Genomic DNA, 26,495 nt, shown 5'->3' with positions numbered 1-26,495 from the left:
GGAGGGAAAATAGATGATTATTCAACCTTTAAGAAAAATACGTGAAAAACTAGGGAGATTTTTCGTACCGCTGGTATTCCTAATTTTTTTCATTTTTATGATTGGTCTGGTTTTTTCCAGTGTGCAACAGCGAGCCGTTGATTATAAAGAAGGACAAGTAGCTGAATCAAGTATTCGCGCAAATAAAACCATTGAAAATACGTCTGCGACGGAACAAAAGCGCAAAATTGCGGCTGAAGCCGTGATTCCAGAATATACGTATCAAGAAGATATGGCGAAAAAGCAACATGAAATGATTCAGCATCTTTTTCAACTAATTGAAAAAGTGAAAGAAGACAGTGAAGTAGAAAATAAAAAACGTGAAGCAAGTGCCAAAGACAACCAAGAAGTCCAAAAAGTGACTGTGGATGAACAAATTGCGGCATTAAAAAAAGAGTTTGAACAGATTGATGCGGACGATTTAAGTTTCTATCAACGTGTCAGTAATACTTTTTTTCAATTAGTTTTTTCAATGAGTTCAGATGCGTTAAATACGGTGGAAAATGAGAGCTTAGCCTTAATTGATGAGCAAATGAACAAACAAGTTCGTCAAGCAAATCTGGCTGAAACACGCAAAACAGCTGAAGATAAAATTGAATTGTTAAATGTAACAAGTAATCAAGCGCAAGCCATTCGTTTGATGATTAATCAAGGTATTGTGGTGAATACCTTCTTAAATGAACGTAAGACGCAAGATTTACAACAAGCCGCTAAAGAGGCTGTCCAACCTGTGATGATTTATCAAGGGGAAATTATTGTTCGTGAAGGCTCACAAATTGATGCGAACGCCATTGAAAAACTAAATTTACTTGGCATGACAAGCTCTAATGCATCGTTGTTTCCAATGGTAGCATTGGTCATGGCAATTTTATTGCAAATTGTGGTGTTGCTTTATTTTGTTAAACAATGGACGGATCGTGAAAAGCGAGAAAACTATCTTACGTTTTATGCAATCACGATGATTTTGAGTGTTTTGGTTATGAAATTTTTCCAAGTGTTTCAAACCGAAACGATGCCATTCATTCCACTATTTTATCCTGCTGCGTTTGTCCCATTGGTTTTAAGTTTATTTTTAAACCGACGTTTGGGTATTTTAGCAGCGGCATTTCAAGTAGTGACAGCCACATTTATTTTTTATCAATCAATTGGTACCAATATTTTAACCATCATTTTAGTTTCTTATATGTTTTCAGGGATTATGGGCACTGTTTTAGCACGTAAGCGAATTGTGGATCAAGGAATGAAAGCATTGATGTGGGTTGTTATCTTCCCATTCTTAATTAATTTGATTTTGGTTATTTTCCAAGGAATGAGCTTTTCAAATGGTCGTACATGGATTGCTTTAGCCTGTGGATTAGCCGGCAGCATTTTCTCTTTATTATTGACGATTGGGTTGCATCAGTATATTGAATTATTGATTACAGATGATAGTGTGATTATTTTGAATGAACTAAGTAATCCTAACCACCCATTGTTGAAACAATTGTTAGAAGAAGCACCTGGAACGTATCATCACAGTATGATGGTGGCTAATTTAAGCGCCAATGCTGTTGCGGAAATTGGTGGGCATTCGCTATTAACGCGTGTCGCGTGTTATTACCATGATATTGGGAAATTAAAACATGCGAATTTCTTCGTTGAGAATCTACCTGCAGGTGCTGAAAATCCACATAATTTCTTACTTCCAGCTGATAGTAAGCAAATTATTTTTGGTCACGTGATTGATGGTGCTGCTTTGCTAGAAGAAAAAAATATGCCACAAATGGTGATTGATATTTGTCGTCAGCATCATGGCACGACTTTAATGAAGTTTTTCTATGTCAAAGCACAAGAAAGAAATCCCGATGTAACAGAAGCCGAATATCGCTATCCAGGACCGATTCCACAAACACGTGAAGCAGCAGTCGTGAGTATTGCGGATAGTTGTGAAGCAGCCGTTCGTGCGATGGAAAATCCAACCAATGAAAAAATTCGTCAATTTGTCTCTAATTTAATCACTGGTCGTATCTTAGATGGTCAATTAGATGATTCAGGATTAACATTAAAAGAAATTCGTATTATCGAAAATTCTTTGGTCAATGGGTTGTGTAGTACGTTCCATTCAAGAATCAAATATCCAAAAATGAAATCAGAAGCAGAGAAAATGAAAGAAGAACAAGAAAGAAGAGAAGAATGATGGAGATTACCTTTATTGATGAAACAAATGCTGTTTCAAATGACAAAGTTGCAGATATTGAGTCTTTGCTCCAATTTGCTGCCGATTATTTAAAATTGCCAGAAGAAACTGAGATGTCCGTCACTTTTATGGATAATGCAGCGATTCAAGTGATTAATCGTACGTACCGTGGCAAAGACGCACCAACAGATGTCATTAGCTTTGCAATGGAAGAAGAAGGCGAAGACGAACTGCCGATTATTTTTGACGAAGAGGATGATTTTGACTTAGAGATGCCTCGTACCCTTGGCGATATTATGATTTCAACTGAGCGGGCGCAAGAACAAGCCCAAGAGTATGGACACAGTTATGATCGTGAACTTGGTTTTCTAGCCTTACATGGTTTTTTACACATCAATGGTTACGATCATATGACACCTGAAGATGAGAAGGAAATGTTTGGACTACAAAAGGAAATCTTGGATGCCTATGGACTTGAAAGATAAAAACCAAAATGTTGAAAAAAACAAACACTTTATTAATTCAGTTGAATTTGCGTTAACAGGAATTAAAACGGTGTATAAAGACGAGCGAAACATGCGCAGTCATACGATTGTGGGTGCTGTAGTTATTTTGTTGGGTTTTATTTTTCGCTTAAACCAACAAGAATGGTTGTGGGTACTTTTAAGTATCTTTTTGGTGGTTATTATGGAAATCATCAACACAGCTTTTGAAAATGTCGTGGATATGGTTACGAACAAGCATTTTCATCCATTAGGAAAAAAAATTAAAGATATGGCTGCAGGGGCAGTATTAATCACGTCATTATTTGCTTTATTAATTGGCGCGATTATCTTTCTGCCAAAGGTGATTCAGCTAGTTTTTCATTAGGAAAGAGGAAAAAATTTTATGACAGAACACAAATCAGGGTTTGTTGCCATTGTCGGTCGCCCAAATGTTGGAAAATCAACGCTATTAAACCGTATTGTTGGGCAAAAAATTGCGATTATGAGTGACAAAGCACAAACAACTAGAAACAAAATTCAAGGGGTATATACAACACCCGACACACAAATTGTCTTTATTGATACGCCTGGTATTCATAAGCCAAAACATCGCTTGGGCGATTTTATGGTAGAAACAGCTTATAGTGCTTTGCGTGAAGTCGATGTGATTTTATTTATGATTAGCGCCGATCAAAAACGTGGCAAAGGCGATGACTTTATTATTGAACGTTTGAAAAAAAGTGATGTACCAGTCTTTTTAATCGTCAATAAAATTGATAAAGTTCATCCAGATGCGTTATTAGCAACCATTCAAGATTACACAAGTCAAATGGAGTTTGCTGAAGTGGTGCCTATCTCTGCGACAGAAGGAAACAATTTTGAGACGTTAATGGACGTATTAGTGGAACAAATGCCAGAAGGGCCACAATATTTCCCTGACGATCAAATTACAGATCATCCCGAGTATTTTATCGTTTCTGAATTAATTCGTGAAAAAGTCTTATTGTTAACACGCGATGAAGTACCCCATTCAGTGGCGGTTGTGGTGGATTCAATGAAACGCAATGAGAATGATAAAATTCATGTTCAAGCAACAATTATTGTAGAGCGTGATAGTCAAAAAGGGATTATCATTGGTAAAGGCGGTAAAATGCTGAAAATTATCGGTACCAAAGCACGTCAAGATATTGAACGTTTATTGGGCGATAAAGTCTATTTAGAACTTTGGGTAAAAGTTCAAAAAGATTGGCGTGACAAACAAACCTACTTGAAAGATTACGGTTACCGCGAAGACAATTATTAATCTGTTACGGCGAGATAGATCTCTACTGAGGATTTATCTCGCTTTTCTTTCCAAAGGAGGGGGAAATGATGGGGATTGCTGAATCAAAAGGAATTATACTTTTTAGTAAGAATCACAAAGAAAAAGATAAATTAGTAAAGATTTTTACCGAGTCTGCGGGCAAACAAATGTTTTACGTCAAAGGCGCGCATCGCAAAAATAATCCGCTTGCTCCGGCATTATTACCATATACCGAAGCTGTTTACATTGGGAAATTTAATAGTGAAGGGTTGTCTTTTTTAAATGCGGCTAAAAATGTGCAACCGTATCGCAACATTCAAGCAGATATTTTTTTAGCAGGTTATGCGACCTATATGATGAATTTAGCTGATGCTGCGATTGAAGACCATGTCTATGACCCCAACTTGTTTCATTTCTTAGAACAAGCATTGTTGATGCTCGAGCAGGGAAACGATGGCGAAATTTTAACGAATATTTTTGAAATTCAATTATTGCAACGATTTGGTATCGCTATTAATTGGCAAAAATGCGCCATTTGCGGAGAAACGCATGGGAAATTTGACTATTCCTCTACTTACAGTGGGGTGTTATGTGAACGCCATTGGGAGAAAGATCCTCATCGTTACCATGCTGATCCAGTAGCGATTCATTTTATTCGCCTTTTTTCACAAATCTCTTATGAACATATCCAATCGATTGAATTAAAAGCCGAGACAAAATCTTTGATTCGGCAAACCATCGATGCGTTGTATGACGAATATGTGGGTGTTCATTTAAAAAGTAAAACCTTTATTGACCAAATGGGGAAATGGGAAACTGTCTTACAACCTAAGAAGCCGACAACTAACGTTTCGCACAATGAATAATTGTGTGAAACGTTTTTTTCATGGAATAAACGAATGAATTTACAGAAAATCACAAAATTTAATGAGTAATTATTGACCTTTCCTTCATTTATATTTATGATACTCTTAATACATTTTTATTGAATTTTAATTGTTAGGAGTGGGATTTTGGAAAATCTGTTTTCAGTATTAAGACCCGAGGAACAAATAGCACTACAACTTAGAGGATTGTATCAATGGCATGGTTTTCAACTTTACCATCTTAGCAGCTTTGAAGAATATGAGTTATATAGCCAAAATAAAAAATTTATCAACGAAGCAGAAGTGATTACATTTACTGGTGGCGATGGTCGAATTATGGCCTTGAAACCAGACATCACGTTGTCAATTGTTAAAAATACGCCACCAAGAGAAACCCGAAAAGTTTATTACTATGAAGATGTGTATCGCCATGATCGTCAAAATGGAGAATATTTACGCATTCATCAAACTGGTTTGGAATATATTGGAGAAATTGGTCAAAAAGAAGAATTAGAAGTGTTACATCTAGCGTTAGAAAGTTTGTCGGTTGCTGGTGGCGGTGTTTTAGATATTTCTCATATCGGTGTTTTAAAAGCCATCTGTGGATTATTTCCTAAAGAAAACCATGAGGATGTTATCAAAGCACTACAACAAAAAAGTCCGCATATTATCCGTAGCTTAGGAGAAAAAACAGGCGTACCAGAAGAAAAGTTAAAATTATTGGAAGAATTGATTACCCTGTGTGGCGATTTCCAACAAACCTATACGAAAGCTTCTACGATTTTTACGAATCCTGTGGCGATTGCGGCGATTGAAGAATTAAAGCAGTTGTATGATTTGCTAGAAAAAGAAGGTCGGATTCCTAAGAATGTGAAGATTCGTTTGGACTTTTCAATTGTCAATGATGCCGATTATTATAGTGGATTGTTGTTCCAAGGATTTGTCCGTAAAGTCAACCAAGCGGTATTGTTTGGCGGGCGTTACGATTATCTTTTACAAAAGCAAGATAAAGCACAAGGCGGCATTGGTTTTGGGATGTATTTAAACAACCTAGAACGTTCTGTAGAAGCCAAAGAGACAACAGATGATTATTTATGCTTTGCTTTGCCAAAAGGGCGTATGGCGAATTCTGTGTACCAATTATTGGTTAATGCTGGGCTAGCAAGTGAAAACATTTTTGAAGACAACCGCAAGTTAATTTTTGTCGATGAAGAGAAAAAACTAAAATTCTTCCTTGTGAAACCAAGTGATGTCGCTATTTATGTTGAACATGGCGTTGCGGATATTGGTGTGATTGGGAAAGATGTGTTGGATGAAACAGAACCGAACGTTTTAGAATTATTAGATTTAGGTATGGCGAAATGTAAGATGGCAGTAGCAGCCCATAAAGATTTCAAACAAGACAATACACGTACTTTACGCGTAGCGACCAAATATGCGAACACCACGCGTAAATACTTTAGTCGTTTAGGACAAGCGGTAGAATTGATTCATTTACACGGTTCAATTGAATTAGCCCCCTTATTGAATTTATCAGATGTGATTGTCGATATCGTTGAAACTGGGACAACGTTACGTGAAAATGATTTGACAGTCATTCAAGATATTGCGCCATCATCTGCACGTTTGGTAGTGAACCATTCGACATGGCGATTTAAAGAAGAGACGATTCAGACTTTGTTAGAGAAGGTGAAAGAACAATTATGATAAACATTCGTACAACAAAAGAAGAAACGATGGAACAGTTGATCAAACGCCAAGCTGGCGAGAGTCAAGATGTTTCAGTTGTCGTAGCTGATGTCTTGAAACAAGTCAAAGCGCGTGGCGACGAGGCATTAAAAGAATACACGAAAAAATTTGACCATGCCGATTTAACCACATTTAAAGTGAGTGCCGCTGAATTCGATGAAGCTTTAGCTGAGATTACACCAGAATTTTTAGCGATTTTAGAGCAAGCCAAACAAAATATTACGAATTTCCATGAAAAACAAGTACAACGTGGCTTTGTTTCAACCAATGAACAAGGGATTGTTATGGGGCAACGAGTATTGCCTTTAGAGACAGTAGGCGTGTATGTTCCGGGTGGGACAGCGGCGTATCCAAGCACTGTTTTAATGGATGTCTTACCTGCTAAAATTGCTGGTGTCAGTCAGATTGTGATGATTACACCACCGAATAAAGAAGGCAAAATTCCAGCAGCGATTTTAGCAGCAGCGAAAGTTGCAGGAGTCGATGCGATTTACAAAGTGGGAGGAGCGCAAGGTGTAGCTGCTTTAGCGTATGGTACAGAGACCATTCCACGTGTGGATAAAATTGTGGGACCAGGGAATATTTATGTAGCAACTGCGAAGCGAATGGTTTATGGTTTAGTCGATATTGATATGATTGCTGGACCAAGTGACATTTTAATTGTCGCAGATGAAACAGCGCAACCAAAATGGTTAGCTGCTGATTTATTAGCACAAGCTGAACATGATACATTAGCGCAAGCTGTTTTAGTGACAACAAGCGAAGCAATTGCCAAAGAAGTTCAAGCCGAACTCCGTCAGCAATTAGCAGTGTTACCACGACGAGAGATTGCCCAAGCATCGATTGAAAATAATGGTAAAATTATTGTTGCCCAATCGTTAGAAGAAGCGTTGACGTTAGCGAATCGGATTGCACCGGAACATTTAGAACTATGTGTCGCAGAACCATTTGCTTTGTTAGGAAAAGTAAAACATGCAGGCAGTGTCTTTTTAGGTCATCATACACCTGAAGTGTTGGGTGATTACTTTGCTGGACCTAATCATACATTACCCACAGAAGGAACGGCACGTTTTTATTCACCACTTTCGGTTGACGACTTTATCAAAAAAAGTAGTTATTTATACTATTCCAAAGAAGCACTCCAAGCATCTGCCGATCAAGTGATTGCTTTTGCTGAAATGGAAGGTTTGGACGGACATGCTCGTTCAATGGCTGTGCGAAAGGAGTCGAAGCAATGAGTTTTTTAGATAGTCAGTTTCAACATCTCGTACCTTATGTACCAGGTGAACAGACACGTACAAAAGTCATCAAACTAAATACCAATGAAAATCCTTATGATCCACCACAACGTGTGATTGAAGCTGCCAAAGTAGCTGCCACTACACTCAGCCGTTATTCGGACCCAACTTGTCACCAAGTCATTGAGCCGTTAGCCCAGCATTTTCAAGTAGCACCAGAAAATGTTTTTCTAGGCAATGGGAGTGATGAAGTCTTATTCTTTCTTTTTCAAGGATTTATGGAAAAAGGCGTCCAATTTCCTGATATTACGTATGGTTTTTACGAAGTATATAGCGATTTATTTCATTTAAATACCCAAGTCATCCCATTAAAAGAAGATTTATCAATTGATTTAGCCGAATATACGGGGGATGCGACAGTCATTATTGCTAATCCAAATGCACCAACGGGTTTAGCAATAGCACCAGAAGTTATCTGTGCCTTTGCGGAGCAACATCCGCATCGTTTAATTATTGTTGACGAAGCTTATAGTGATTTTAGTGAAGCATCTTTGGTACCTTATTTGGATAAACACCCAAATATTTTAGTAGTCGGTACTTTTTCGAAATCTCGTCATTTAGCTGGCGCACGTTTAGGTTATGCGGTAGGTTCAAAAGAATTAATTGAAGACTTAAATAAACTGAAATTTAGTCATAATCCCTATAGCGTGAATGCGATGACCTTAGCGTGTGGAGAAGCTTCTCTACAAGCACAAGATTATGTGGATGAATGTACGAATAAAATTATTGCGACACGTGAATGGACGCAGCAAGAATTACAAAAATTAGGCTTTGAAACGACTAAAAGTCAAACGAATTTTGTGTTTTGCCAACATCCGCGTGTTGCAGGAGAAACTATTTTTAAGCAGTTGAAAGCCCAAAATATTTTGGTTCGTTGGTTTAGTAATCCACGAATTGCCAATTATGTACGTATTTCAATTGGAACACAAGCAGAAATGGAAACCTTGCTACAAGCAATAAAAGAGATTGAAGGAGTGGACTTATGAGAACAGCTTCCGTGACGAGAAATACCACAGAAACCAAAATTCAACTAACGTTAACCATCGATGGAACGGGACAACAAAAATTTCAAACAGGAGTGGGCTTTTTAGATCACATGTTAGAACTATTTTGTCGTCATGGACGTTTCGATATTGAACTTGTATGTGATGGCGATGTACATGTCGATGCCCATCATACAACAGAAGACGTCGCAATTGCTTTGGGCCGTGCTTTTTCAGAAGCCTTAGGTGAACGCCGCGGTATTAAACGTTATGGTAGTTTTTTATTGCCAATGGATGAAAGTTTGGTCATGACCGCAATTGATATCAGTGGACGTGGCATGGCTGTTGTAAATTTAGACATTCCAAGTGAAAAAATTGGGTCTCAATTTGATACCGAATTAGTCGAAGAATTTTTCATTGCTTTTGCACGTGAGCTAGGCGCGGCGATTCATTTGCATCAAATTGCTGGTAAAAATAGCCATCACATTGTCGAAGCTTGTTTTAAAGGATTCGGCCGTTCATTAGGGCAAGCAACAAGTATTGATGAAGTCGCACCCGATGAGATTCCATCGACAAAAGGCACAATTATCTAGGAGGCAAAAAATGATTGCGATTATTGATTACGGTGTAGGCAATCTCTTTAGTTTGTCTCGTTCATTAGAATATTTAGGAATTGAGAGTGTCATTACAAATGACATTGCTCAATTAAAAGCAGCAGATCAGATTATTTTACCAGGTGTCGGTGCGTTTGGTGATGCGATTCAAAAATTACGTGAACATCAATTAGAAGCACCGATTAAACAGTTGGTCGAAGAAGGAAAACCACTAATGGGTATTTGTTTAGGGATGCAACTGTTATTTGAAAAGAGTACAGAATTTGGTGAACACCGTGGACTGGGACTACTTTCAGGCGAAATCGTTTCATTAAAAGAAGCGCTACAAGCACAAAACTTATCCCTAAAAGTTCCTCATATTGGTTGGAATGAATTACTTGTAAAAAAAGAAAGTGTCTTATTGGAGAACTTTAATAAAGGCGAGCAAGTTTATTATGTGCATAGTTTTTATGCAACAAATTGTGAAGATAGTTTAGTCGCAACCAGTGAGTATGGGATAGAAGTGCCCGGTTTGGTGCAAAAAGACAATGTTTATGGTGCACAATTCCATCCAGAGAAAAGTGGCACAGTTGGTTTGCAAATGCTTCAAGCATTTTCGGAGGTGAAAGGATGAAAATTTTTCCAGCGATTGATTTATTAAATGAGAAAGTTGTGCGTTTGTACCAAGGTGATTATGACCAACAAGAAGTTTTTGGGGAAGATCCGGTCGCCTTTGCACAATCCTTTGAAGAAAAAGGCGCAAAATATTTGCATTTAGTTGATTTAGACGGTGCCAAAGATGGTGCGTTACGTTATTTCAAAACAGCCGAAAAAATTGTGGCAAACACGAATTTATTTGTCGAAGTGGGCGGCGGTATTCGTGATGAAGAAACGATTGAACGTTGTTTAGCGGCGGGTGTTCATCGCGTGATTATCGGGACACTACCACAAAAAAATCCGACATTAGCCAAAGAACTCATTCAAAAATATGGCGATAAAATTGCTGTCGGAGTCGATGCTCGCGACGGGAAAGTGGCGGTTGAAGGATGGTTAGAAACCACTGAAACAGATGCTTTTGATTTTTGTAAAGAATTAGCATCATGGGGGACAAAAACGATTATCTTTACCGAAATCTCTCGTGATGGGACAGGTCAAGGAATTAATATTCCTTTGTACCAACAATTATTAGAAATTGAGGGTGTCGAATTTGTTGCTTCAGGTGGTGTGGCAACATTACATGATATTACTGCATTAAAAGAAATCGGTATTCCAAGTGCCATTGTCGGTAAAGCATTGTACAAAGGTGACTTAAAATTAGAAGATGTCTTAAAAGAAGCGGAGGAATAACATGATTTCAAAACGAATTATTCCTTGTTTAGATGTTCGCGATGGACGTGTAGTGAAAGGTGTGAATTTCGCTGGTTTAAAAGATGTCAATGATCCGGTAACCTTGGCTAAATTTTACAATGAACAAGGCGCCGATGAGTTAGTTTTTTACGATATTACAGCTTCTGCAGAAGGACGAGGCTTGTTTACCGATATTTTACAGGCGGTGGCTTCAGAAGTATTTATTCCGCTCACTGTTGGAGGCGGGATTAATGAACTAAAAGATTTTGAGCGTGTGTTAAATTGTGGTGCGGATAAAGTCAGTGTCAATTCAGGGGCGATTCGTAACCCACAATTAATTGCAGAAGGTGCGAAACGCTATGGCAGTCAATGTGTCGTTTTATCTGTGGATATTCGTCGCGTGGGCGATGCATGGCATGTTTTTGCCAAAGGTGGCCGTGAAGATACTGGCATTGATGCCTTAGAATGGATTCGTCAAGGAGAAACACTAGGTGCTGGAGAGTTAGTTATCAATAGCATGGATACCGATGGCGTAAAAGAAGGATTTGATTTACCTTTATTAAAAGCTATTACCGAAGTTTCTTCTTTACCAATTGTTGCTTCAGGAGGTGCGGGTAAGGTAGCTGACTTTACGGAGTTATTCCAATTACCAAATATCGAAGCGGGATTAGCGGCGTCAATCTTCCATTATGGCGAAGTGAAAATTCCTGACTTAAAAGCACAATTAGCTGAAGAGAAAATCGCAGTACGATTATAGGAGATGAAAAAATGGACATCCAAACATTAAAATTTGGCGCAAATAATTTGATTCCTGTTGTTGTACAAGATGTAGAAACAAAGGAAGTCTTAACCGTTGCGTATATGAACCAAGAAAGTATTGAATTAACTTTAAAAGACAAATTGATGACATTTTATTCACGTAGTCGTCAAGAATTATGGCGCAAAGGTGAAACAAGTGGCAATTACCAACATTTAGTTTCTCTAAAAGCCGATTGTGATCAAGATGCCCTAGTTGCATTAGTCAAAAAAGATGGTCCTGCTTGTCATACCGGCGCAGAAAGCTGCTTCTTTGAAACAATTTATGAAGAAAACATTCCTGAAAAATTTTCATTGACGCAATTATATAATTTAATTCAAGAAAGAAAAGATACGCCTAAAGAAGGTAGCTATACTAGTTATTTATTCGAAAAAGGCAAAGAAAAAATCTTGAAAAAAATTGGGGAAGAATCAACCGAAGTGGTCATCGGTGCTATGAAAGAAGACCGTGAAGAAACGGTTTATGAAGTAGCAGATTTAGCGTACCATGTGTTAGTTTTGATGAATGAGATGAATATTTCAGTAAAAGAAGTTGCTGAAGAACTAGCTAAGCGTCATGTGGTTGACCATAAAGTAAAACAAGAAACGATGAAATAATTTTGCGAAAATTTTCATCTTTCGTTTGACAAACAATGGAATAACGAATTATTATAGTTATATTCAAATAGTGCAATGAGCATCAAAAGGAAAAAGCCAACCTTTTTGAGCGAGTTTGGGAGAGTGGGAGCCAAATAAAGAACTTTTTACCGAGGGCAATGTGAGCACAGAGAAAACGAAGCTGCCGAGCAATCGGAAGTAGGGTGGAACCGCGAACTTATTCGTCCCTATATCTGTACCTAAGTGTATAGATATAGGGACTTTTTGCTGTGAAACACAGCGATTCGCTGAGCAAAGCGAAGCAGAGAGCTGATGTTGAACAGTACTAGGCGACCAGAGGGAGCGTAGTTATCAAAGCACCGAAACACAGCGATTCGCTGAGCAAAGCGAAGCAGAGAGCTGATGTTGAACAGTACTAGGCGACCAGAGGGAGCGTAGTTATCAAAGCACCGAAACACAGCGATTCGCTGAGCAAAGCGAAGCAGAGAGCTGATGTTGAACAGTACTAGGCGACCAGAGAAAGCGTAGTTACCAAAGCGCCGAAACACCGTATGAAAATCTCCACCCAATGAAAAAAATTAGCCAAAAACACAAAAGAAAAGGAGCAAAATCATGAGTCAAAAATTAACTGTCCAAGAAATGATTTTAACATTACAAAAATTTTGGTCTGACAACGGTTGTATGCTAATGCAAGCATATGATACAGAAAAAGGAGCAGGTACAATGAGCCCATACACCTTTTTACGTGCCATTGGTCCTGAGCCTTGGAATGCTGCTTATGTAGAGCCTTCACGTCGTCCAGCTGATGGTCGTTATGGAGAAAATCCCAACCGTTTGTATCAACACCATCAATTCCAAGTAGTTATGAAACCATCACCAGAAAATATTCAAGAACTATATTTAGAGAGTTTAGAAAAATTAGGAATTAATCCATTGGAACATGATATCCGTTTTGTTGAAGACAACTGGGAAAATCCTTCTATGGGTTGTGCTGGTTTAGGTTGGGAAGTTTGGTTAAATGGGATGGAAATCACTCAATTTACGTATTTCCAACAAGTAGGTGGTTTAGCTTGTCATCCAGTAACAGCTGAATTAACTTATGGATTAGAACGTTTAGCATCTTACATTCAAGAAGTGGAAAGCGTCTATGACTTAGAATGGTCACCAGGTGTGAAATACGGAGAAATCTTCAAACAACCAGAATATGAACATTCAAAATACTCATTTGAAATCAGCGACCAAGAGATGTTATTAGATAACTTTACAAAATTTGAAGCAGAAGCAAAACGTTGTATTGCTGAAAGCTTAGTGCATCCAGCGTATGATTACATTTTAAAATGTAGCCACAACTTTAACTTATTAGATGCGCGTGGTGCTGTTTCAGTAACGGAACGTGCCGGTTATTTAGCACGTATCCGTAATATGGCACGTGAAGTAGCAAAAATCTTTGTGGACGAGCGTAAAAAATTGGGTTACCCATTATTAGATCGCGAAGAAGCAGAGAAATTATTACAGGAGGAGAAATAAGATGGCAAAAAATCTATTATTTGAAGTTGGATTAGAAGAAATGCCGGCACACGTTGTGGTACCAAGCATGAAACAACTAGAAGAAAAAACACGTCAATTTTTAACAGACAATCATTTGAATTTCGAGGCAATCCAAGCTTTTTCGACTCCACGACGTTTAGCAATTTACGTAACGAACCTTGATGAAAAACAAGAAGATATGGAAGAAGAAGTGAAAGGTCCTGCGAAAAAAATCGCGTTAGATGCTGAAGGCAATTGGTCAAAAGCAGCGCAAGGCTTTGTTCGTGGGCAAGGATTAACGACTGAAGACATTACATTTAAAGAGTTAAAAGGGGTAGAATATGTCTATGTAACAAAACATACACCAGGAAAATCTGCAATTGATGTGCTAATGGGCTTAAAAGATGTAATTACCAGTTTAACTTTCCCAGTTACGATGCACTGGAGCAAGTACGACTTTGAATATATTCGTCCAATTCACTGGATTGTTGCTTTATTAGGTGATGAAATTATTCCATTTGAAATTTTAGATGTCCAAACAGGACGTGCTTCTCGTGGTCACCGTTTCTTAGGTGAAGATGTTACCTTTGCGCATGCAGACGAATATCTTGAAAAATTGAAAGCACAATGTGTTTTAGCAGACTCTACAGAGCGTGAAGCAGTTATTGCTACACAAATCAAAGAAATTGCAAATCAAAACAATTGGACAATTGAATTAGATGATGAGTTATTGGAAGAAGTAAACAATTTAGTGGAATATCCAACGGCTTTTGTTGGTAATTTTGACGAAAAATATTTAGCTGTTCCTGAAGAAGTATTAGTGACTTCAATGAAAGAACACCAACGATATTTTGATGTCCGCAATGCAGAAGGTCAGTTATTACCACATTTTATTTCTGTACGTAATGGCGATAGTGTTAAAATCGAAAACGTTATTAAAGGAAATGAAAAAGTGTTGATTGCTCGTTTGGAAGACGCGGAATTCTTCTACAGCGAAGATCAAAAACTAACCATCGATCAATGTGTCAATAAATTGAAAAACGTTACTTTCCACGAAAAAATTGGTTCAATTTATGAAAAAATGCAACGTGTAGGTGTGGAAGCACAAATTATTGGTGAAAATGTTGGCCTAACAACAGAAGAATTAGCTGATTTACAACGTGCGACAGAAATCTACAAATTTGATTTAGTAACCAATATGGTGGGTGAATTCCCAGAATTACAAGGAATCATGGGTGAAAAATATGCCTTATTACAAGGTGAAAAACCAGCCGTGGCACAAGCGATTCGTGAACATTACATGCCAATTTCAAGTGAAGGTGAGTTGCCACAATCAAATGTTGGCGCTGTTTTAGCGATTGCTGACAAATTAGATAGCGTGCTATCATTCTTTGCTGTAGGAATGCGTCCAAGCGGTTCAAATGACCCGTATGCGTTACGCCGTCAAACATACGGAATCGTGCGAATTGTTGCTGACAAACAATGGCGTTTCCCATTCTTAGGGTTACAACGAATGATTGAAGAAAAAATCAATGCTGACCAAGAAGTATACGGCATTCAATTAACAGATGAAGACAAACAAGTATTAGACTTCTTACATGCACGTCTTCGTCAATTCTTCTTAGGAAAAAATATTCGTCATGATGTGATTGATGCGGTCATTCATGCTGAGCAAGAAGATTTCTATCGTTTATTTGAAACAGCCGACATGTTGAAGGCTCATTTAGAAGATGAGGACTTTAAACCATCCATGGAAGCTTTAACTCGTGTGATTAATTTAGCGAAAAAAGTGGAAAATGAAGAAGCAGCGATTAATCCGGCGCTATTCGAAAATGATGCAGAGAAAGCTTTGTATGAAGCAACTGTTCGTTTAGAGGAAAACGTTGCAAATCAAACCGTAGAAGAAAACTATGCGGCACTTGTTGCGCTGCGCCCATTGATTGAAGCGTATTTCGATCAAACAATGGTTATGGTGGAAGATGAGGCTATTCGCAATAATCGTCTTTTACAATTACGTAAAATTTCTAAAATGTCTTTAGCTTTAGCTAGCTTAGATACATTAATTACAAAATAACAAAAAAATAGATTGTCTAACAGAGGCAATCTATTTTTTTATACTGTTTTAAAATAACTACTTAATGATAAATGGAGTAGAATAAGTAAGGCAAAAATAAAGGCAAAAAACAATTGATTGAGCAACACGAGGCATAAAACAGGAATACTTAATAATAAGCTTTTTAAGCAGAGGAGGGCGTTTCCTTCAAGGCGGTGTGTCGCTTTGGGAGCACACCATTTTGCCCAAATGACTATAAAGAGGATTGGTGCGCCTATACCTATCATAAACGGTAGCGGTGTGTAGACAAATCCCCAATAGCTTAGAATCAATAAGGCCATTAATTCTAGTAAAAAAGCGAGTATTAAATTACTAAATTTGAGTGTCTGCATCTTTTTTCTCCTTTTTAGTCAATTGTAGCAAAAAAAGCTTCCATACAAAAATTGTATGGAAACTTTAATTACATAGCGTAAATAATTTTCAATAAAATCGGAATGTAAAGCATATAAATTAATACCGAATAGCCCATACTTGAAGCTGCAAATTCCTCATCTGCATGATATGTTCTTGCCAAAATAGGCACAGAATTTTGTACAGGCATTGCGGATTGGATAATAAATACTTGCAGCATTAAAGTGGGAACCTGGATCCATTGTCCGATTAACCAAACGATGAGTGGTGATAAGAGAAAACGTCCAATTAAAACACCAGCAATATCTTTATTCATCTTCAAATTTTTCACGCCGTTAAAATAAACCATAATACCAATAGCAAACATGGATAATGGCGTCGTTAAATCAGCCAAATAGGTCCCAAAACCTTTGACAAGAATCGGTACTCTAAGTGCTAGAATCATCCAAATTAATCCGATAATAAAACCTAATAAAGCAGGCGAGAAAATCTTTTTTAACGCAACGAGTGGATGAAAAGTGACGCGTGTTTCTTTGATTTGTGGACGGTCTGTAGCAATTAAATAAATACCAATTGTCCAAAAAATTGTCGTGTTAATAATATAATACAGTAATACATAAGGAATCGAAGGCTCTCCAAAAATGGCTAAATTAATGGGTAATCCAATAAAAATAGTATTTGAACACGTCACCATCGTTGAAAAAGTTCCTTGTCGTGTGGTTGTGATACGGAAAAGTTTACGATAAATAAAACTAACACCCAATGTAACCAGCATTGAAAGTAAGGGAATAATCATTCCTGAAAACAATGATAGAAACTCATCCCGAGAAAAATTAGCGGTAATATTTAAGAACATGCTAAACGGTAACGATAAATTCAAAACAATTTTGGAAAAGACATCTGCTGTTCGATTGGTGAACCATTGTTTGTAAGATAACCAATAACCAACAAACATCAATAAGAAAATAACAAAAATATTGAGATATGCTTGTAACAACCTGATTCCTCCTTTGGGTAAAAAAATTGTTCTTTTTCTACGGAAGAAAAAGAACAATTTGATTATTTTCTTTTTTGTTGTTTACCTGCGTTGCGTCCATTTCCTGATTGCTCTTGTTTTTTCTTAGGAGCTGGAATAGTGTCGTTCGTAGGTTCAACAGAATCCGTCACGTCTTTCATTGGTGTTACGACAGTTTTTGGCGGATTTTTTTCCATTTCTTCAGCAATTTGTGCTTTAATTCTTGGTTTCATAATGACATTTGTGATAAATGTTTGCACACAACTGAAGATACCACCGACTACCCAGTATAATGTTACTCCAGCAGGAGAAGCGAATGAAACCATCACAATCATCAATGGAGAAACAATTAACATACTACGCATTGTTTTCTTTTGTTCTTCCGGAATACCAATTAATGATAGGTAACCTTGTAAGACATAGGAAAGACCTGCAATAATGACAAGCACGATACTAGGTGAACCAAGCGAAATTCCTAAGAATGTTGCTTTATCAATTCCTGGTGTAAATTGCGCTGTAAAGTAGAGCGCAGTAAAAATCGGCATTTGAATTAACATTGGCAAACAACCGATACCACCAAGCATGCTGACATTGTTTTCTTTATAGATATTTTGCATTTCCATTTGGATTTGCATTTGTTCTTCACGAGTTGTCGCTGCCTTTAATTTCTTTTGAACCACGTCAATTTGTGGTTTTAAGAATTGCATTTTTTCACTTTGGACCATCGCTTTTTTTGATTGGCTAATCCCTAATGGCAAAATAATCAAACGAACAATAATTGTTACAACGATAATCGCCAAACCGAATCCTAGACCTAAGTCGGTAGCGACATACGAAAGGAATTTTCCTAATGGTTGTACCAATGTGCGATAAATTAGCCCATTTGGATCAGGTGAACCATCTTCCAAACGACTTACACACCCAGATAATGTGATTAAAAGCGCGAAAAGACCGGAGCCAACCAGCCAATTTTTCATTTTTCTCATTTACTTCTTCCTCTACTTATTAAATTTAGACAAAGTTAACTATACTAAAAAACAGGTCTCTTTTCAATGAACAAGGTCAAAATTAAATGTGAAAGAAGTGTGAAGAACTTAATTTGTAATAAAACGGTCGCGTTCGGTGATGGTTGCATTTTCTTCAATCGTGTAAAATGTGACCCGTCCATAGGGGGCAGGAGAGGCTTTGACTTTTTCAATGAAGGTATCCATCGCATCATCTTCACCCATCGCTTCGATAGTGACTGATCCGTTATCCTCATTCATTGCGCTACCGTAAACGCCTAATTCATCGGCTAACATTTTAGTGGTGAAGCGAAAACCGACACCTTGGACACGACCTTGAACGTTCATGCGAATTTTTTTCATATTCATCACTCCTTTTTTCTTTTATGATAGCGCTTTTTATAGATTTGAACAAGCCTTGTAAATTCTTTCGTGCTATAATGAAACCCGAGGTGAAAGCATGAAAGAAATTCTATCCACAAAAAATGGACTTATTAAAGAACGTAAAAAATTACATAAACGCAAATATCGTGAACAAGAAGGCAAATATCTACTTGAAGGATTCCATTTAGTTGAAGAAGCTGTAAAATATGGCGCAAACGTCGAAGAAATTTTTATTGATGCGCGTGGACAAAAGGAATGGGGCACATGGGTAACTGAACAAGTGAGCACTACGTATTTTGTTTCGGATGAAGTAATGAAACAATTATCTGATTTACCAACCCCCCAAGGCATGATTGCAGTTGTTCAAAAAGAACCAGCAACAGAAATAAGCTATCAAGGAAAATGGTTATTGTTAGATAATGTCCAAGATCCAGGAAATGTGGGCACGATGATTCGAACAGCGGATGCTGCAGGATTTACAGGTGTCCTACTAGGGAAAGGTACTGCAGATATCTACAGTACAAAAGTCTTACGTAGCATGCAAGGTAGCCAATTTCATTTACCTGTGATTGCGTGCGACTTACTAGAAGTAGTTCCTAAATTTCAAGAAAATCATATCCCTGTTTATGGTACAGAGTTAAATGTTGATGCTGTTCAGTTTAATCAAGTAGAAAAAACCGCACACGTGGCATTAATTTTAGGCAATGAAGGGCAAGGTGTCGCGACTGAATTATTACAAATGACAACGAAAAATTTGTATATCCCGATTTATGGTCAAGCGGAATCTCTAAACGTTGGTGTCGCAGCAGGGGTCCTAATGTATGCCTTTGTGTAATTATTGTGTGAAAAAAGTACAAATTTTAAGGAACTATTAAAGTTTTTTGACAATCTGATGATATCCTAGAAATTTAAAATCAGCGTGCTATACTTTTATTAGATACAAAAAAATGCAAAGTAAAAGGTGGCCAAAAGATTCATATGACAGCAGAATGGCAAAAAGATACAGAATATCTTTCTTATGTAGAAGATTTACTTGCGACAGACGAAGTTCAAAAATTATCAGAATTTGTTCAACATATGCATTCAACTCGATTAGATCATTCAATTAGTGTTTCTTATAACAGTTATAAACTAGCAAAACGTTGGAATGGTGATGCTCGTGCAACAGCGCGTGCAGGACTATTACATGATTTGTTTTATTATGATTGGCGTACAACGAAATTCGATGAAGGATCTCATGCGTACATGCATCCAAGAATTGCTGTACAAAATGCCGAGAAACTGACCGAACTTTCTGATTTGGAACGTGACATTATTGTCAAACATATGTGGGGAGCAACAATCGCACCACCACGTTATAAAGAGAGTTATATTGTAACAATGGTCGATAAATATTGTGCGGTTCAAGAGGCCACTAGCCCCTTAGTGAAACGCTTTAAATCAAGCCTTCAACGTGCCGTTGCAAGAAATCATTCTATGTAAGAAAACCAAAACAGGTAATAGCAAATATGCTATTACCTGTTTTTTTATTTTACAAAATAAGAACCAATCAGCAAAATTAAAGTTAACGCTAAAATCATCGCTGCTAATAAACCAACAATGATGAAATGACGTTTTTTGTTCATCGCTACAATAGCGATGAATTCTCTTAGAAACGCATTTGGTAAGTAATACAATGCTGTCTTAGAACCAATACCGTCTGCTTTTAAACCTGCCCAACGAGCAAAAATACCTGCACGGAAAATATGATAATTATTCGAAGAAAAAATCACATTCGCTTGGTCACCAAAAGTTTGTTGAATGATTTCTTTTGAAAATTGCATGTTTTCTAACGTTGTTGTGGAATTGGTTTCAACTAAAATATCACTTTCGGGAATTGCTTGTGTTAACGCATATTGCTTCATCGCTACTGCTTCAGAAACTTTCTCATCTGGACCTTGTCCACCTGACATAACTAGTTTAGGTGCTTTTCCAGTCGCGTGTTTTTGTTGATGATAAAACGCAATTGCTTTATCAATTCGTCGTGCTAATAATGGAGAAACACGTTCGCCATTAATTAAACCAGCACCCAAAATAATAATACAATCTTGTTTGTAACGTGGATGATTGAATTGATACAACACAGAAACTGTTAAGAAATTCAAGAAAACAAAGGCAAAATAAAAGAGTGTCATTGGTAGAATGGATAACAAGAGTGTTGCCCATTCAGGTAAGCTGCTGGCGATGAAATGGTCATAAATCAGCCATAACGTCATTAAAATTGCTAAAATCAAGGTTAGCAAATTTGCTAAGGAACGTGATTCCTTACGAATAACGACCACTGCATTCCAATACAATAACAACATGAGTCCAGTAAAACCAAATGCTAGCACCAATAATAGACAGACACCAATCCCTGCTAACAATAAAAAGACGACAATGTTTGGTGTTTGAACAAAATTAATCACTAAGTAACTACCAAAGACGACCACAAATAAATTAAACAAAAACCCGTTAATTAATCTGGTTTTTTCTAAACGATACGAAAAGAAAAATAAACCGAAAAAGAATAGTGGAATTACTAAATAATAAGTACCATTTTTAGCTTCAAGTATCCCTAAATACACGGAAAGCGCCAATAGTGTCCAACTTGTTAAAAAGAAAAATTTGTCGGGCTGTGGCTGTTTCTTACGCCATAAATAAATGCCGCTAGCACCTATTAAGTAAGGAATTCCAAAAATTAATAATTGCATTATCCCCATACAATCACTCCATTCATTAATAGATTTAGTATAACGAATTTTGTTAAAAAAATCTTGTTTTATTTATTTGTGAAAATCCGTTACAATAAAAAAGAGATGAGTAGGAGGAGATTTGATTGGAACTAGGTGAAGTAATACGTAAAAGATTACCTGAATTTGCCGTAATTGGAAAAGAAGGGCGTGGGTTAGCAACAGAAGCATCCTCTTGGGTTCCAGAATTATGGGAACTAGCAAATCGTGATTTTGAAGAATTAGCAGAATCAGCAAAAGAATGGGAAGTCGATTCTGTTCATTTATGGGGTTTGATGAGTGATGCGAAACGTTGGTTAGATCCATGGCAAGAAGAGGGACGTTATTTGGCAGGAATGCAATTGCCACATGAAGTTACTCCACCACATGATTGGCAGCGTTGGTTGGTTCCAGCAATGGAATATCTGGTTGTCAAAACCAATGAAGCCAATTTAGAGATGATGACAGAAAAAATGTTTGAAGAAATTTTACCGCAAGAAAACGCAGAGTTAGTTGCAGCGATTCAAGAACATTATCTGCCAAGCTTTGAACCAGGAGAAGTTGAACTATATTTTCCTGTGCAAATGTTATAAAAAAGTAGGTGTCACTTTCTTAACAGAAAAATGACACCTACTTTTTTAATTAAATAAACCTTTCACTGCTCGCCATGCTTGCACAAAGATGTTCGCTTTTGCCATTTCTTGACTGGCAACAAGCGGTGTTTGAACAGATTCTTCATCGCTTGCTTCAACGAAACCTAATTTGTCTGGTGTCGTTGCTTGTACGGTTCCTACATTTTCACCTTTTTCAATAGGTGCTTGTAATTCATTTTTGTCAGTGACACGTTTGGCGTTTAACGTTGTTTTAAATGTCACATCCTCTTTAGTCATTGATGAATGTAACCAAACAGTGACCGCATTTTCAGTTTGGACAGGGACAGTTAATTCTTTCCCTTGATGCACAGGCGCTGTTTTAAATTCTGGAACAGTCGCACCTTGCGCTAAGACTTCTTCTTTTTTCCAATTATCAAAGGTATAATCCATTAAACGGCCAGTTTCAACAAAACGAGCACCAGGATCTGTTTCATGATTCGTTGCGTTTAAAACAACCGTGATAATACGTTGACCATCTTTAGTCATGGTACCAACAAAACAAGCACCTGCTAAATCAGTGGTTCCTGTTTTTAGACCATCTACTCCAGCTTTTTCATAAATCATACCAGGTAACATCCAGTTCCAATTGACCATTTCAATTGGTGAGAAGGTATGCGCACCAAATTCTTGTTTTGGGGTAGCTGTTACTTCTAATACATCTGGATAGTCATGAATTAAATGACGTGCAACAATTGCAACACCTTTCGCAGATAAAATATTTTCGTCATCTTTTTTTGAGCCAGGGTAAATCTGTTCTCCAAGATAAACATTATTTAATCCAGTAGAGTTGACGATTTTGGCATCTTTAATGCCCCAATCTTCCAATTGTTTTTTCATCAAATCAACAAAGGCTGCTTCGGTACCAGCAATTTTTTCTGCTAGCGCCATTGTGGATGCATTGGATGATTGAATAAACGCAGAATCAAATAAATCTTTGACGGTGTATTTGCTAGTTGACTCTAAGGGAACATTAGAAAGTTCAGGGTGAACACTTAATTCTGCAACAAAATCTGAAATTTCTACTTCATCGTCCCATGCAAGTTTTCCTTCTGCTACTTCTTTTTCTACTAAGTACAGACTGATAATCTTGGTGATAGAGGCAATTCCTAGGGCATCGTCACTGTTTTGATCGTATAAAATTTTACCTGTATCTGCGTCAATCGAAAGGGCAGCTTTTGCTTCCACTTTGAAATCGCCAGACAATTCATCTGCTTGTACACTAAAAAGTGGAACAACCGATGAAAGGAAGAACAAGATTCCCGCTAGTAAGGGGAGAAAGCGATGTTTTTTCTTCATAAATACTCTCCTTTAAATAGTCTCAACTTAAGAGTGTATCAAATTCAAAGCAAAAATAAAAGAGTTTAGTTACAACTAAACTCTGCGAGAATACTCTGAAGAAGATTCTACTCGAACAGGAACACTTGCTGGCGTTTCTGTGTGACTAATGTGATACGCGAGGTAAGAAAACAACGCCAATAATCCCATTAATCCTACAATAGATAATAATGAAACAAATGTGGTTAACATAGACAGCACACCTTTCATAGTTGATACGTGGAAGATGGGAATCGAACCCACACCTTGAAATATAAATAAGTACTCCTTATTTAACGGAACAAACCTTGTTCATCCACAAAAAATTAACACTCAATTAATGGAAAAGAAGTATCTTCGGTTTCGTCATAAAAATTTACGTGTTCGTCTTTTTTCTCAAACACAATATGATACCCCATCGAATCGATTAATGCGAGACGTTCAGTCGAATAATCTAAGACAGTCGTTGGTTGTAGCTTATTTTGAATATAAAGCTGTAAATCAGTTGTTACTGTAACATAGACTTTGCCTTTTTTATTTTGGCGGAGATACATCCAGCTGCCGACAAAAGGATGTTGCTTGCTATCGGTAGTCTTTTTTCGACGGATCAACGTAGAACCTACGATACCAGTCACTAAAGAAATACCAAGCAGAAGCACTCTTGCGTTCACATAATCACTCCTGTTCTCTTATCAAGTACCTTGATTATAGCATGTGTTTTAAGAAAATAACTGGGACTAAGGTTGGATTTTTCAAGAAGTTTTTGTGATTATATGTTAAACTTTCCCTAAGTAGATAAGAAACTTATGTACAGGTGAATTTATAGAAAAGAGGGAAAATAAATGGTTCATTTAGGGATTATTGGAACAAATTGGATTACCCATCAATTCGTGCAAGCAGCACTAGAGACAGGTCGTTATACGTTGTCTGCTGTCTATTCAAGAAAAGTCGAAACAGCGCAAGAATTTGCTCGTCAATACGAAGGTGACATCGTTTGTGAAACAGAATTAGATGCGTTCTTTGCGACACCAGTCTTGGATACAGTTTATATTGCTTCGCCAAACAGTCTTCATTTTAGTCAAGCTAAAGCAGCTATTTTGGCAGGCAAACATGTGATTGTAGAAAAACCGGCTTTTTCAAATCCAACAGAGATGGCAGAAATTATTGACTTAGCGAAACAGCAACAAGTCTTTTTCTTTGAAGCTGCTCGTAATATCCACGAAAAAAGTTTCCAAACGATTGCCAATGTCTTACCGACACCAGAACACATTATTGGAGCCAATTTTACTTATATGAAATATTCTTCACGCTATGACCAAGTATTAGCAGGAGAAGAGCCAAATATCTTTTCACCCCGTTTTTCTGGTGGATCATTATCTGATTTAGGTGTTTATGCTGTCTATGCAGCACTAGGTTGGTTTGGTAAACCGACAGAAGTGCATCACTTTGCGCGCAAAATTGCTACCGGCGTAGATGGAATCGGAACTGTCATTTTACGCTATGCGACGTTTGACGTGACGATTCAACATGGAAAAATTGGCAATTCAGACTTACCATCAGAACTTTATTTTGACAATGGCACATTGGCGTTAAACGGCATCAATGCGATTGAAACAGCGGAATTGCACGACCGTCAAAACGGAACAACGACAATAGAAGTATCTGCAAAAGCAAATCCAATGATTGAAGAAGCGTTAGATTTTGCTGAAGTGATTGAGCAACCAACTGAACCAGCGAATGTAGCACGCTACGAAGCTTGGGTTGACTTAGCTCGCGATGTGAACAATGTATTATATGAATTGAGAAAACAAGCTGACATCAAATTTGATGCGGATAAGGAATAGAGGAACGTACGTGATAACAGAATTTAAACTGCCTGAAAAATGGCAACAACGCTGGGATGAACAAGGGTTTAGTGAACCATCTATCATCCAAGAAACAGTGTATGGACCATTAGTCAAAGGAGAGAATCTAGTTGGGATTTCTCCGACTGGTTCAGGAAAAACGTTGGCTTATCTTTTGCCAACCATGCAAAATGTGACACCCGATGAAGGCAATCAATTATTGATCTTAACGTCTTCTCAAGAACTGGGCATTCAAGTAGCCGAAGTTGCACGTCAATGGGGCAAAGATTTAGGTTTAAATGTGCAACCATTTATTGGTGGCGCCAACGTCAAACGCCAAATTGAAAAATTAAAAACGAAACCAGAAGTGCTTATCGGTACACCCGGACGGATTGTGGAGTTAATCAAACAAAAGAAGATTAAATCTCATCAATTAAAAACGATCATTTTTGATGAAGCGGATCAATTATTTTTACCAGGTGCGAGTCATTTAGTGGAAGAAATTGTTAGAAGTCTGCAACAAGAAGTCCAATTTGGATTCTTTTCAGCAACAGCTGATCAAGCACTACCAGCGATTCAAGCGATTCAACCAGATATTCAAGTGTTTGATGTAACAAAAGAAGACCGTAGTAAAGGTGTGGTCAAACATACGTATTTGATTTATCCAAGTCGTCGTTTAGTGGACGGTCTACGCCGCTTGGCACATATTGAAGCTTTTCAAGGCTTAGTTTTCTTCAATCAATTACAGGATTTAGGTAGCGCGGAAGAAAAATTATTGTTCCATCATTTGCGCGTTGCTTCGTTGGCATCGGATCAATCGAAAGAATTGCGTAAAATGGCACTTGAATTATTCAAACAAGGAAAGATTGTCGAATTATTAACCACCGATGTCGCTTCTCGTGGTTTGGACATCACTGGTTTGCCGTATGTGATTAATGCAGAAGTCCCTCTGACCAAAGAAAGCTACTTACATCGTGCAGGTCGTGTGGGGCGTATGGGTGCTTCTGGTCAAGTGGTGACCATCGTACAAGAAAATACGTTACCTCGTTTGAAAAAATTAGCAAAAGAATTAGACCTTCCATTAACAGAAGTCTTTTTACATGGCGGTGCGTTATTAGATGAACAACCCGAAAAAGAAGTCCATCAACCAAAAGAACGCAAACCACTGAAAGAAAAGACTGAAACAAGAGCGAAACAAACACCCGTTAAAGCCAAACCAAAAGTGAAAAATCGTAAAAAAGCACAAAAAAACAAAGGCGCACGAAAAAGCAAAAAGTAAAGGAAGAGA

Annotated in this window: 28 protein-coding genes; 20 read left to right on the top strand and 8 right to left on the bottom strand. The window is 37.6% G+C overall.

The features are described from left to right. The first annotated feature begins 13 nt into the window (after positions 1-13). From PYW32_RS08895 to glyS, 15 genes are all read left to right on the top strand, one after another. A complete protein-coding gene (locus tag PYW32_RS08895) occupies positions 14-2,215 on the top strand; it encodes an HD family phosphohydrolase (protein WP_016174650.1) in 2,202 nt (733 codons plus the stop codon). Continuing rightward, positions 2,215-2,700: an rRNA maturation RNase YbeY gene (gene ybeY, locus PYW32_RS08890; protein WP_016174651.1), complete on the top strand. Its 486-nt coding sequence runs from the start codon at positions 2,215-2,217 to the stop codon at positions 2,698-2,700. Before PYW32_RS08895 ends, ybeY begins: the two co-directional genes overlap by 1 nt. Continuing rightward, positions 2,678-3,085, top strand: coding sequence for a diacylglycerol kinase family protein (locus PYW32_RS08885; protein ID WP_016174652.1), 408 nt, complete (start codon positions 2,678-2,680; stop codon positions 3,083-3,085). The genes ybeY and PYW32_RS08885 overlap by 23 nt, the downstream gene beginning before the upstream one ends. 18 nt (positions 3,086-3,103) lie before the next feature. After that, positions 3,104-4,003: a GTPase Era gene (gene era, locus PYW32_RS08880; RefSeq protein ID WP_016174653.1), complete on the top strand. Its 900-nt coding sequence runs from the start codon at positions 3,104-3,106 to the stop codon at positions 4,001-4,003. A 68-nt stretch (positions 4,004-4,071) separates the two neighbouring features. Further along, positions 4,072-4,869: a DNA repair protein RecO gene (recO, locus tag PYW32_RS08875; protein WP_016174654.1), complete on the top strand. Its 798-nt coding sequence runs from the start codon at positions 4,072-4,074 to the stop codon at positions 4,867-4,869. Between the two features lie 147 nt (positions 4,870-5,016). Then, the gene (hisG, locus tag PYW32_RS08870; protein ID WP_016174655.1) at positions 5,017-6,576 is read left to right on the top strand and encodes an ATP phosphoribosyltransferase; all 1,560 of its coding nucleotides are present in this window, start codon (positions 5,017-5,019) and stop codon (positions 6,574-6,576) included. Then, complete coding sequence (gene hisD, locus PYW32_RS08865) at positions 6,573-7,856, top strand: histidinol dehydrogenase (protein ID WP_016174656.1); 1,284 nt, start codon at positions 6,573-6,575, stop codon at positions 7,854-7,856. Before hisG ends, hisD begins: the two co-directional genes overlap by 4 nt. Further along, the gene (gene hisC, locus PYW32_RS08860; protein ID WP_016174657.1) at positions 7,853-8,902 is read left to right on the top strand and encodes a histidinol-phosphate transaminase; all 1,050 of its coding nucleotides are present in this window, start codon (positions 7,853-7,855) and stop codon (positions 8,900-8,902) included. Before hisD ends, hisC begins: the two co-directional genes overlap by 4 nt. Further along, positions 8,899-9,492: an imidazoleglycerol-phosphate dehydratase HisB gene (gene hisB, locus PYW32_RS08855; RefSeq protein WP_016174658.1), complete on the top strand. Its 594-nt coding sequence runs from the start codon at positions 8,899-8,901 to the stop codon at positions 9,490-9,492. Before hisC ends, hisB begins: the two co-directional genes overlap by 4 nt. 10 nt (positions 9,493-9,502) lie before the next feature. After that, complete coding sequence (gene hisH, locus PYW32_RS08850; RefSeq protein WP_016174659.1) at positions 9,503-10,126, top strand: imidazole glycerol phosphate synthase subunit HisH; 624 nt, start codon at positions 9,503-9,505, stop codon at positions 10,124-10,126. Then, positions 10,123-10,839, top strand: a complete 717-nt coding sequence (hisA, locus tag PYW32_RS08845) for a 1-(5-phosphoribosyl)-5-[(5-phosphoribosylamino)methylideneamino]imidazole-4-carboxamide isomerase (RefSeq protein WP_016174660.1) — start codon at positions 10,123-10,125, stop codon at positions 10,837-10,839. Before hisH ends, hisA begins: the two co-directional genes overlap by 4 nt. A gap of 1 nt (position 10,840) precedes the next feature. Continuing rightward, a complete protein-coding gene (hisF, locus tag PYW32_RS08840; protein ID WP_016174661.1) occupies positions 10,841-11,596 on the top strand; it encodes an imidazole glycerol phosphate synthase subunit HisF in 756 nt (251 codons plus the stop codon). A gap of 11 nt (positions 11,597-11,607) precedes the next feature. Beyond that, positions 11,608-12,252, top strand: a complete 645-nt coding sequence (gene hisIE, locus PYW32_RS08835; protein WP_016174662.1) for a bifunctional phosphoribosyl-AMP cyclohydrolase/phosphoribosyl-ATP diphosphatase HisIE — start codon at positions 11,608-11,610, stop codon at positions 12,250-12,252. A 612-nt stretch (positions 12,253-12,864) separates the two neighbouring features. Beyond that, positions 12,865-13,779 carry a glycine--tRNA ligase subunit alpha gene (gene glyQ, locus PYW32_RS08830; protein WP_016174663.1) on the top strand — a complete coding sequence of 305 codons (915 nt, stop codon included), beginning with the start codon at positions 12,865-12,867 and terminating at the stop codon, positions 13,777-13,779. Between the two features lies 1 nt (position 13,780). Continuing rightward, positions 13,781-15,853: a glycine--tRNA ligase subunit beta gene (glyS, locus tag PYW32_RS08825; RefSeq protein WP_016174664.1), complete on the top strand. Its 2,073-nt coding sequence runs from the start codon at positions 13,781-13,783 to the stop codon at positions 15,851-15,853. Positions 15,854-15,891: 38 nt separating this feature from the next. Here the strand turns inward: glyS and PYW32_RS08820 are convergent, their stop codons facing one another. From PYW32_RS08820 to PYW32_RS08805, 4 genes are all read right to left on the bottom strand, one after another. Then, a complete protein-coding gene (locus tag PYW32_RS08820; protein WP_016174665.1) occupies positions 15,892-16,224 on the bottom strand; it encodes a YrdB family protein in 333 nt (110 codons plus the stop codon). Between the two features lie 68 nt (positions 16,225-16,292). Then, positions 16,293-17,240, bottom strand: coding sequence for an AEC family transporter (locus PYW32_RS08815; RefSeq protein WP_016174666.1), 948 nt, complete (start codon positions 17,238-17,240; stop codon positions 16,293-16,295). A gap of 62 nt (positions 17,241-17,302) precedes the next feature. Next, a complete protein-coding gene (yidC, locus tag PYW32_RS08810) occupies positions 17,303-18,244 on the bottom strand; it encodes a membrane protein insertase YidC (RefSeq protein ID WP_016174667.1) in 942 nt (313 codons plus the stop codon). A gap of 108 nt (positions 18,245-18,352) precedes the next feature. Next, positions 18,353-18,625 (bottom strand): acylphosphatase, encoded by a 273-nt coding sequence (locus tag PYW32_RS08805; protein ID WP_016174668.1) that lies wholly within the window; start codon positions 18,623-18,625, stop codon positions 18,353-18,355. A gap of 97 nt (positions 18,626-18,722) precedes the next feature. Here PYW32_RS08805 and PYW32_RS08800 point away from each other — a divergent pair, with 97 nt between their 5' ends. Beyond that, entirely contained in the window at positions 18,723-19,481 is a 759-nt protein-coding gene (locus PYW32_RS08800; RefSeq protein WP_016174669.1) for a TrmH family RNA methyltransferase, read from the top strand. Positions 19,482-19,624: 143 nt separating this feature from the next. Beyond that, positions 19,625-20,128 (top strand): HD domain-containing protein, encoded by a 504-nt coding sequence (locus PYW32_RS08795; RefSeq protein ID WP_016174670.1) that lies wholly within the window; start codon positions 19,625-19,627, stop codon positions 20,126-20,128. Positions 20,129-20,172: 44 nt separating this feature from the next. On the opposite strand, the gene PYW32_RS08790 is transcribed toward PYW32_RS08795, so the two are convergent. Further along, positions 20,173-21,387 (bottom strand): YdcF family protein, encoded by a 1,215-nt coding sequence (locus PYW32_RS08790; RefSeq protein ID WP_016174671.1) that lies wholly within the window; start codon positions 21,385-21,387, stop codon positions 20,173-20,175. A gap of 116 nt (positions 21,388-21,503) precedes the next feature. Here PYW32_RS08790 and PYW32_RS08785 point away from each other — a divergent pair, with 116 nt between their 5' ends. Beyond that, the gene (locus PYW32_RS08785; protein ID WP_016174672.1) at positions 21,504-21,989 is read left to right on the top strand and encodes a GyrI-like domain-containing protein; all 486 of its coding nucleotides are present in this window, start codon (positions 21,504-21,506) and stop codon (positions 21,987-21,989) included. A 45-nt stretch (positions 21,990-22,034) separates the two neighbouring features. Here PYW32_RS08785 and PYW32_RS08780 read toward each other — a convergent pair whose 3' ends face one another. The 3 genes from PYW32_RS08780 to PYW32_RS08770 all read right to left on the bottom strand — a co-directional run bounded on the left by PYW32_RS08780 (position 22,035) and on the right by PYW32_RS08770 (position 24,034). Next, positions 22,035-23,345, bottom strand: a complete 1,311-nt coding sequence (locus tag PYW32_RS08780) for a serine hydrolase (protein WP_016174673.1) — start codon at positions 23,343-23,345, stop codon at positions 22,035-22,037. A 75-nt stretch (positions 23,346-23,420) separates the two neighbouring features. Beyond that, positions 23,421-23,576 (bottom strand): hypothetical protein, encoded by a 156-nt coding sequence (locus PYW32_RS08775; RefSeq protein WP_016174674.1) that lies wholly within the window; start codon positions 23,574-23,576, stop codon positions 23,421-23,423. Between the two features lie 113 nt (positions 23,577-23,689). After that, complete coding sequence (locus tag PYW32_RS08770; protein ID WP_016174675.1) at positions 23,690-24,034, bottom strand: DUF4828 domain-containing protein; 345 nt, start codon at positions 24,032-24,034, stop codon at positions 23,690-23,692. Between the two features lie 171 nt (positions 24,035-24,205). Here PYW32_RS08770 and PYW32_RS08765 point away from each other — a divergent pair, with 171 nt between their 5' ends. Together PYW32_RS08765 and PYW32_RS08760 are read left to right on the top strand one after the other, a co-directional pair. After that, positions 24,206-25,207, top strand: a complete 1,002-nt coding sequence (locus PYW32_RS08765) for a Gfo/Idh/MocA family protein (protein WP_016174676.1) — start codon at positions 24,206-24,208, stop codon at positions 25,205-25,207. A 10-nt stretch (positions 25,208-25,217) separates the two neighbouring features. After that, entirely contained in the window at positions 25,218-26,486 is a 1,269-nt protein-coding gene (locus tag PYW32_RS08760) for a DEAD/DEAH box helicase (RefSeq protein ID WP_016174677.1), read from the top strand. The last annotated feature ends 9 nt before the right edge of the window (positions 26,487-26,495 follow it).

This window comes from Enterococcus saccharolyticus subsp. saccharolyticus, from assembly GCF_029023825.1.
In the GTDB taxonomy this organism is placed as follows: Bacteria; Bacillota; Bacilli; order Lactobacillales; family Enterococcaceae; genus Enterococcus_F; species Enterococcus_F saccharolyticus.
This window is presented reverse-complemented; position numbering and strand designations above follow the sequence as displayed.

Coding starts and splice junctions, on each gene's coding strand:
- PYW32_RS08895 (WP_016174650.1), top strand. CDS start 14: ATGATTATTCAACCTTTAAGAAAAATACGTGAAAAACTAGGGAGATTT.
- ybeY (WP_016174651.1), top strand. CDS start 2,215: ATGGAGATTACCTTTATTGATGAAACAAATGCTGTTTCAAATGACAAA.
- PYW32_RS08885 (WP_016174652.1), top strand. CDS start 2,678: ATGCCTATGGACTTGAAAGATAAAAACCAAAATGTTGAAAAAAACAAA.
- era (WP_016174653.1), top strand. CDS start 3,104: ATGACAGAACACAAATCAGGGTTTGTTGCCATTGTCGGTCGCCCAAAT.
- recO (WP_016174654.1), top strand. CDS start 4,072: ATGGGGATTGCTGAATCAAAAGGAATTATACTTTTTAGTAAGAATCAC.
- hisD (WP_016174656.1), top strand. CDS start 6,573: ATGATAAACATTCGTACAACAAAAGAAGAAACGATGGAACAGTTGATC.
- hisC (WP_016174657.1), top strand. CDS start 7,853: ATGAGTTTTTTAGATAGTCAGTTTCAACATCTCGTACCTTATGTACCA.
- hisB (WP_016174658.1), top strand. CDS start 8,899: ATGAGAACAGCTTCCGTGACGAGAAATACCACAGAAACCAAAATTCAA.
- hisH (WP_016174659.1), top strand. CDS start 9,503: ATGATTGCGATTATTGATTACGGTGTAGGCAATCTCTTTAGTTTGTCT.
- hisA (WP_016174660.1), top strand. CDS start 10,123: ATGAAAATTTTTCCAGCGATTGATTTATTAAATGAGAAAGTTGTGCGT.
- hisF (WP_016174661.1), top strand. CDS start 10,841: ATGATTTCAAAACGAATTATTCCTTGTTTAGATGTTCGCGATGGACGT.
- hisIE (WP_016174662.1), top strand. CDS start 11,608: ATGGACATCCAAACATTAAAATTTGGCGCAAATAATTTGATTCCTGTT.
- glyQ (WP_016174663.1), top strand. CDS start 12,865: ATGAGTCAAAAATTAACTGTCCAAGAAATGATTTTAACATTACAAAAA.
- glyS (WP_016174664.1), top strand. CDS start 13,781: ATGGCAAAAAATCTATTATTTGAAGTTGGATTAGAAGAAATGCCGGCA.
- PYW32_RS08820 (WP_016174665.1), bottom strand. CDS start 16,224: ATGCAGACACTCAAATTTAGTAATTTAATACTCGCTTTTTTACTAGAA.
- yidC (WP_016174667.1), bottom strand. CDS start 18,244: ATGAGAAAAATGAAAAATTGGCTGGTTGGCTCCGGTCTTTTCGCGCTT.
- PYW32_RS08805 (WP_016174668.1), bottom strand. CDS start 18,625: ATGAAAAAAATTCGCATGAACGTTCAAGGTCGTGTCCAAGGTGTCGGT.
- PYW32_RS08800 (WP_016174669.1), top strand. CDS start 18,723: ATGAAAGAAATTCTATCCACAAAAAATGGACTTATTAAAGAACGTAAA.
- PYW32_RS08795 (WP_016174670.1), top strand. CDS start 19,625: ATGACAGCAGAATGGCAAAAAGATACAGAATATCTTTCTTATGTAGAA.
- PYW32_RS08790 (WP_016174671.1), bottom strand. CDS start 21,387: ATGGGGATAATGCAATTATTAATTTTTGGAATTCCTTACTTAATAGGT.
- PYW32_RS08780 (WP_016174673.1), bottom strand. CDS start 23,345: ATGAAGAAAAAACATCGCTTTCTCCCCTTACTAGCGGGAATCTTGTTC.
- PYW32_RS08775 (WP_016174674.1), bottom strand. CDS start 23,576: ATGTTAACCACATTTGTTTCATTATTATCTATTGTAGGATTAATGGGA.
- PYW32_RS08765 (WP_016174676.1), top strand. CDS start 24,206: ATGGTTCATTTAGGGATTATTGGAACAAATTGGATTACCCATCAATTC.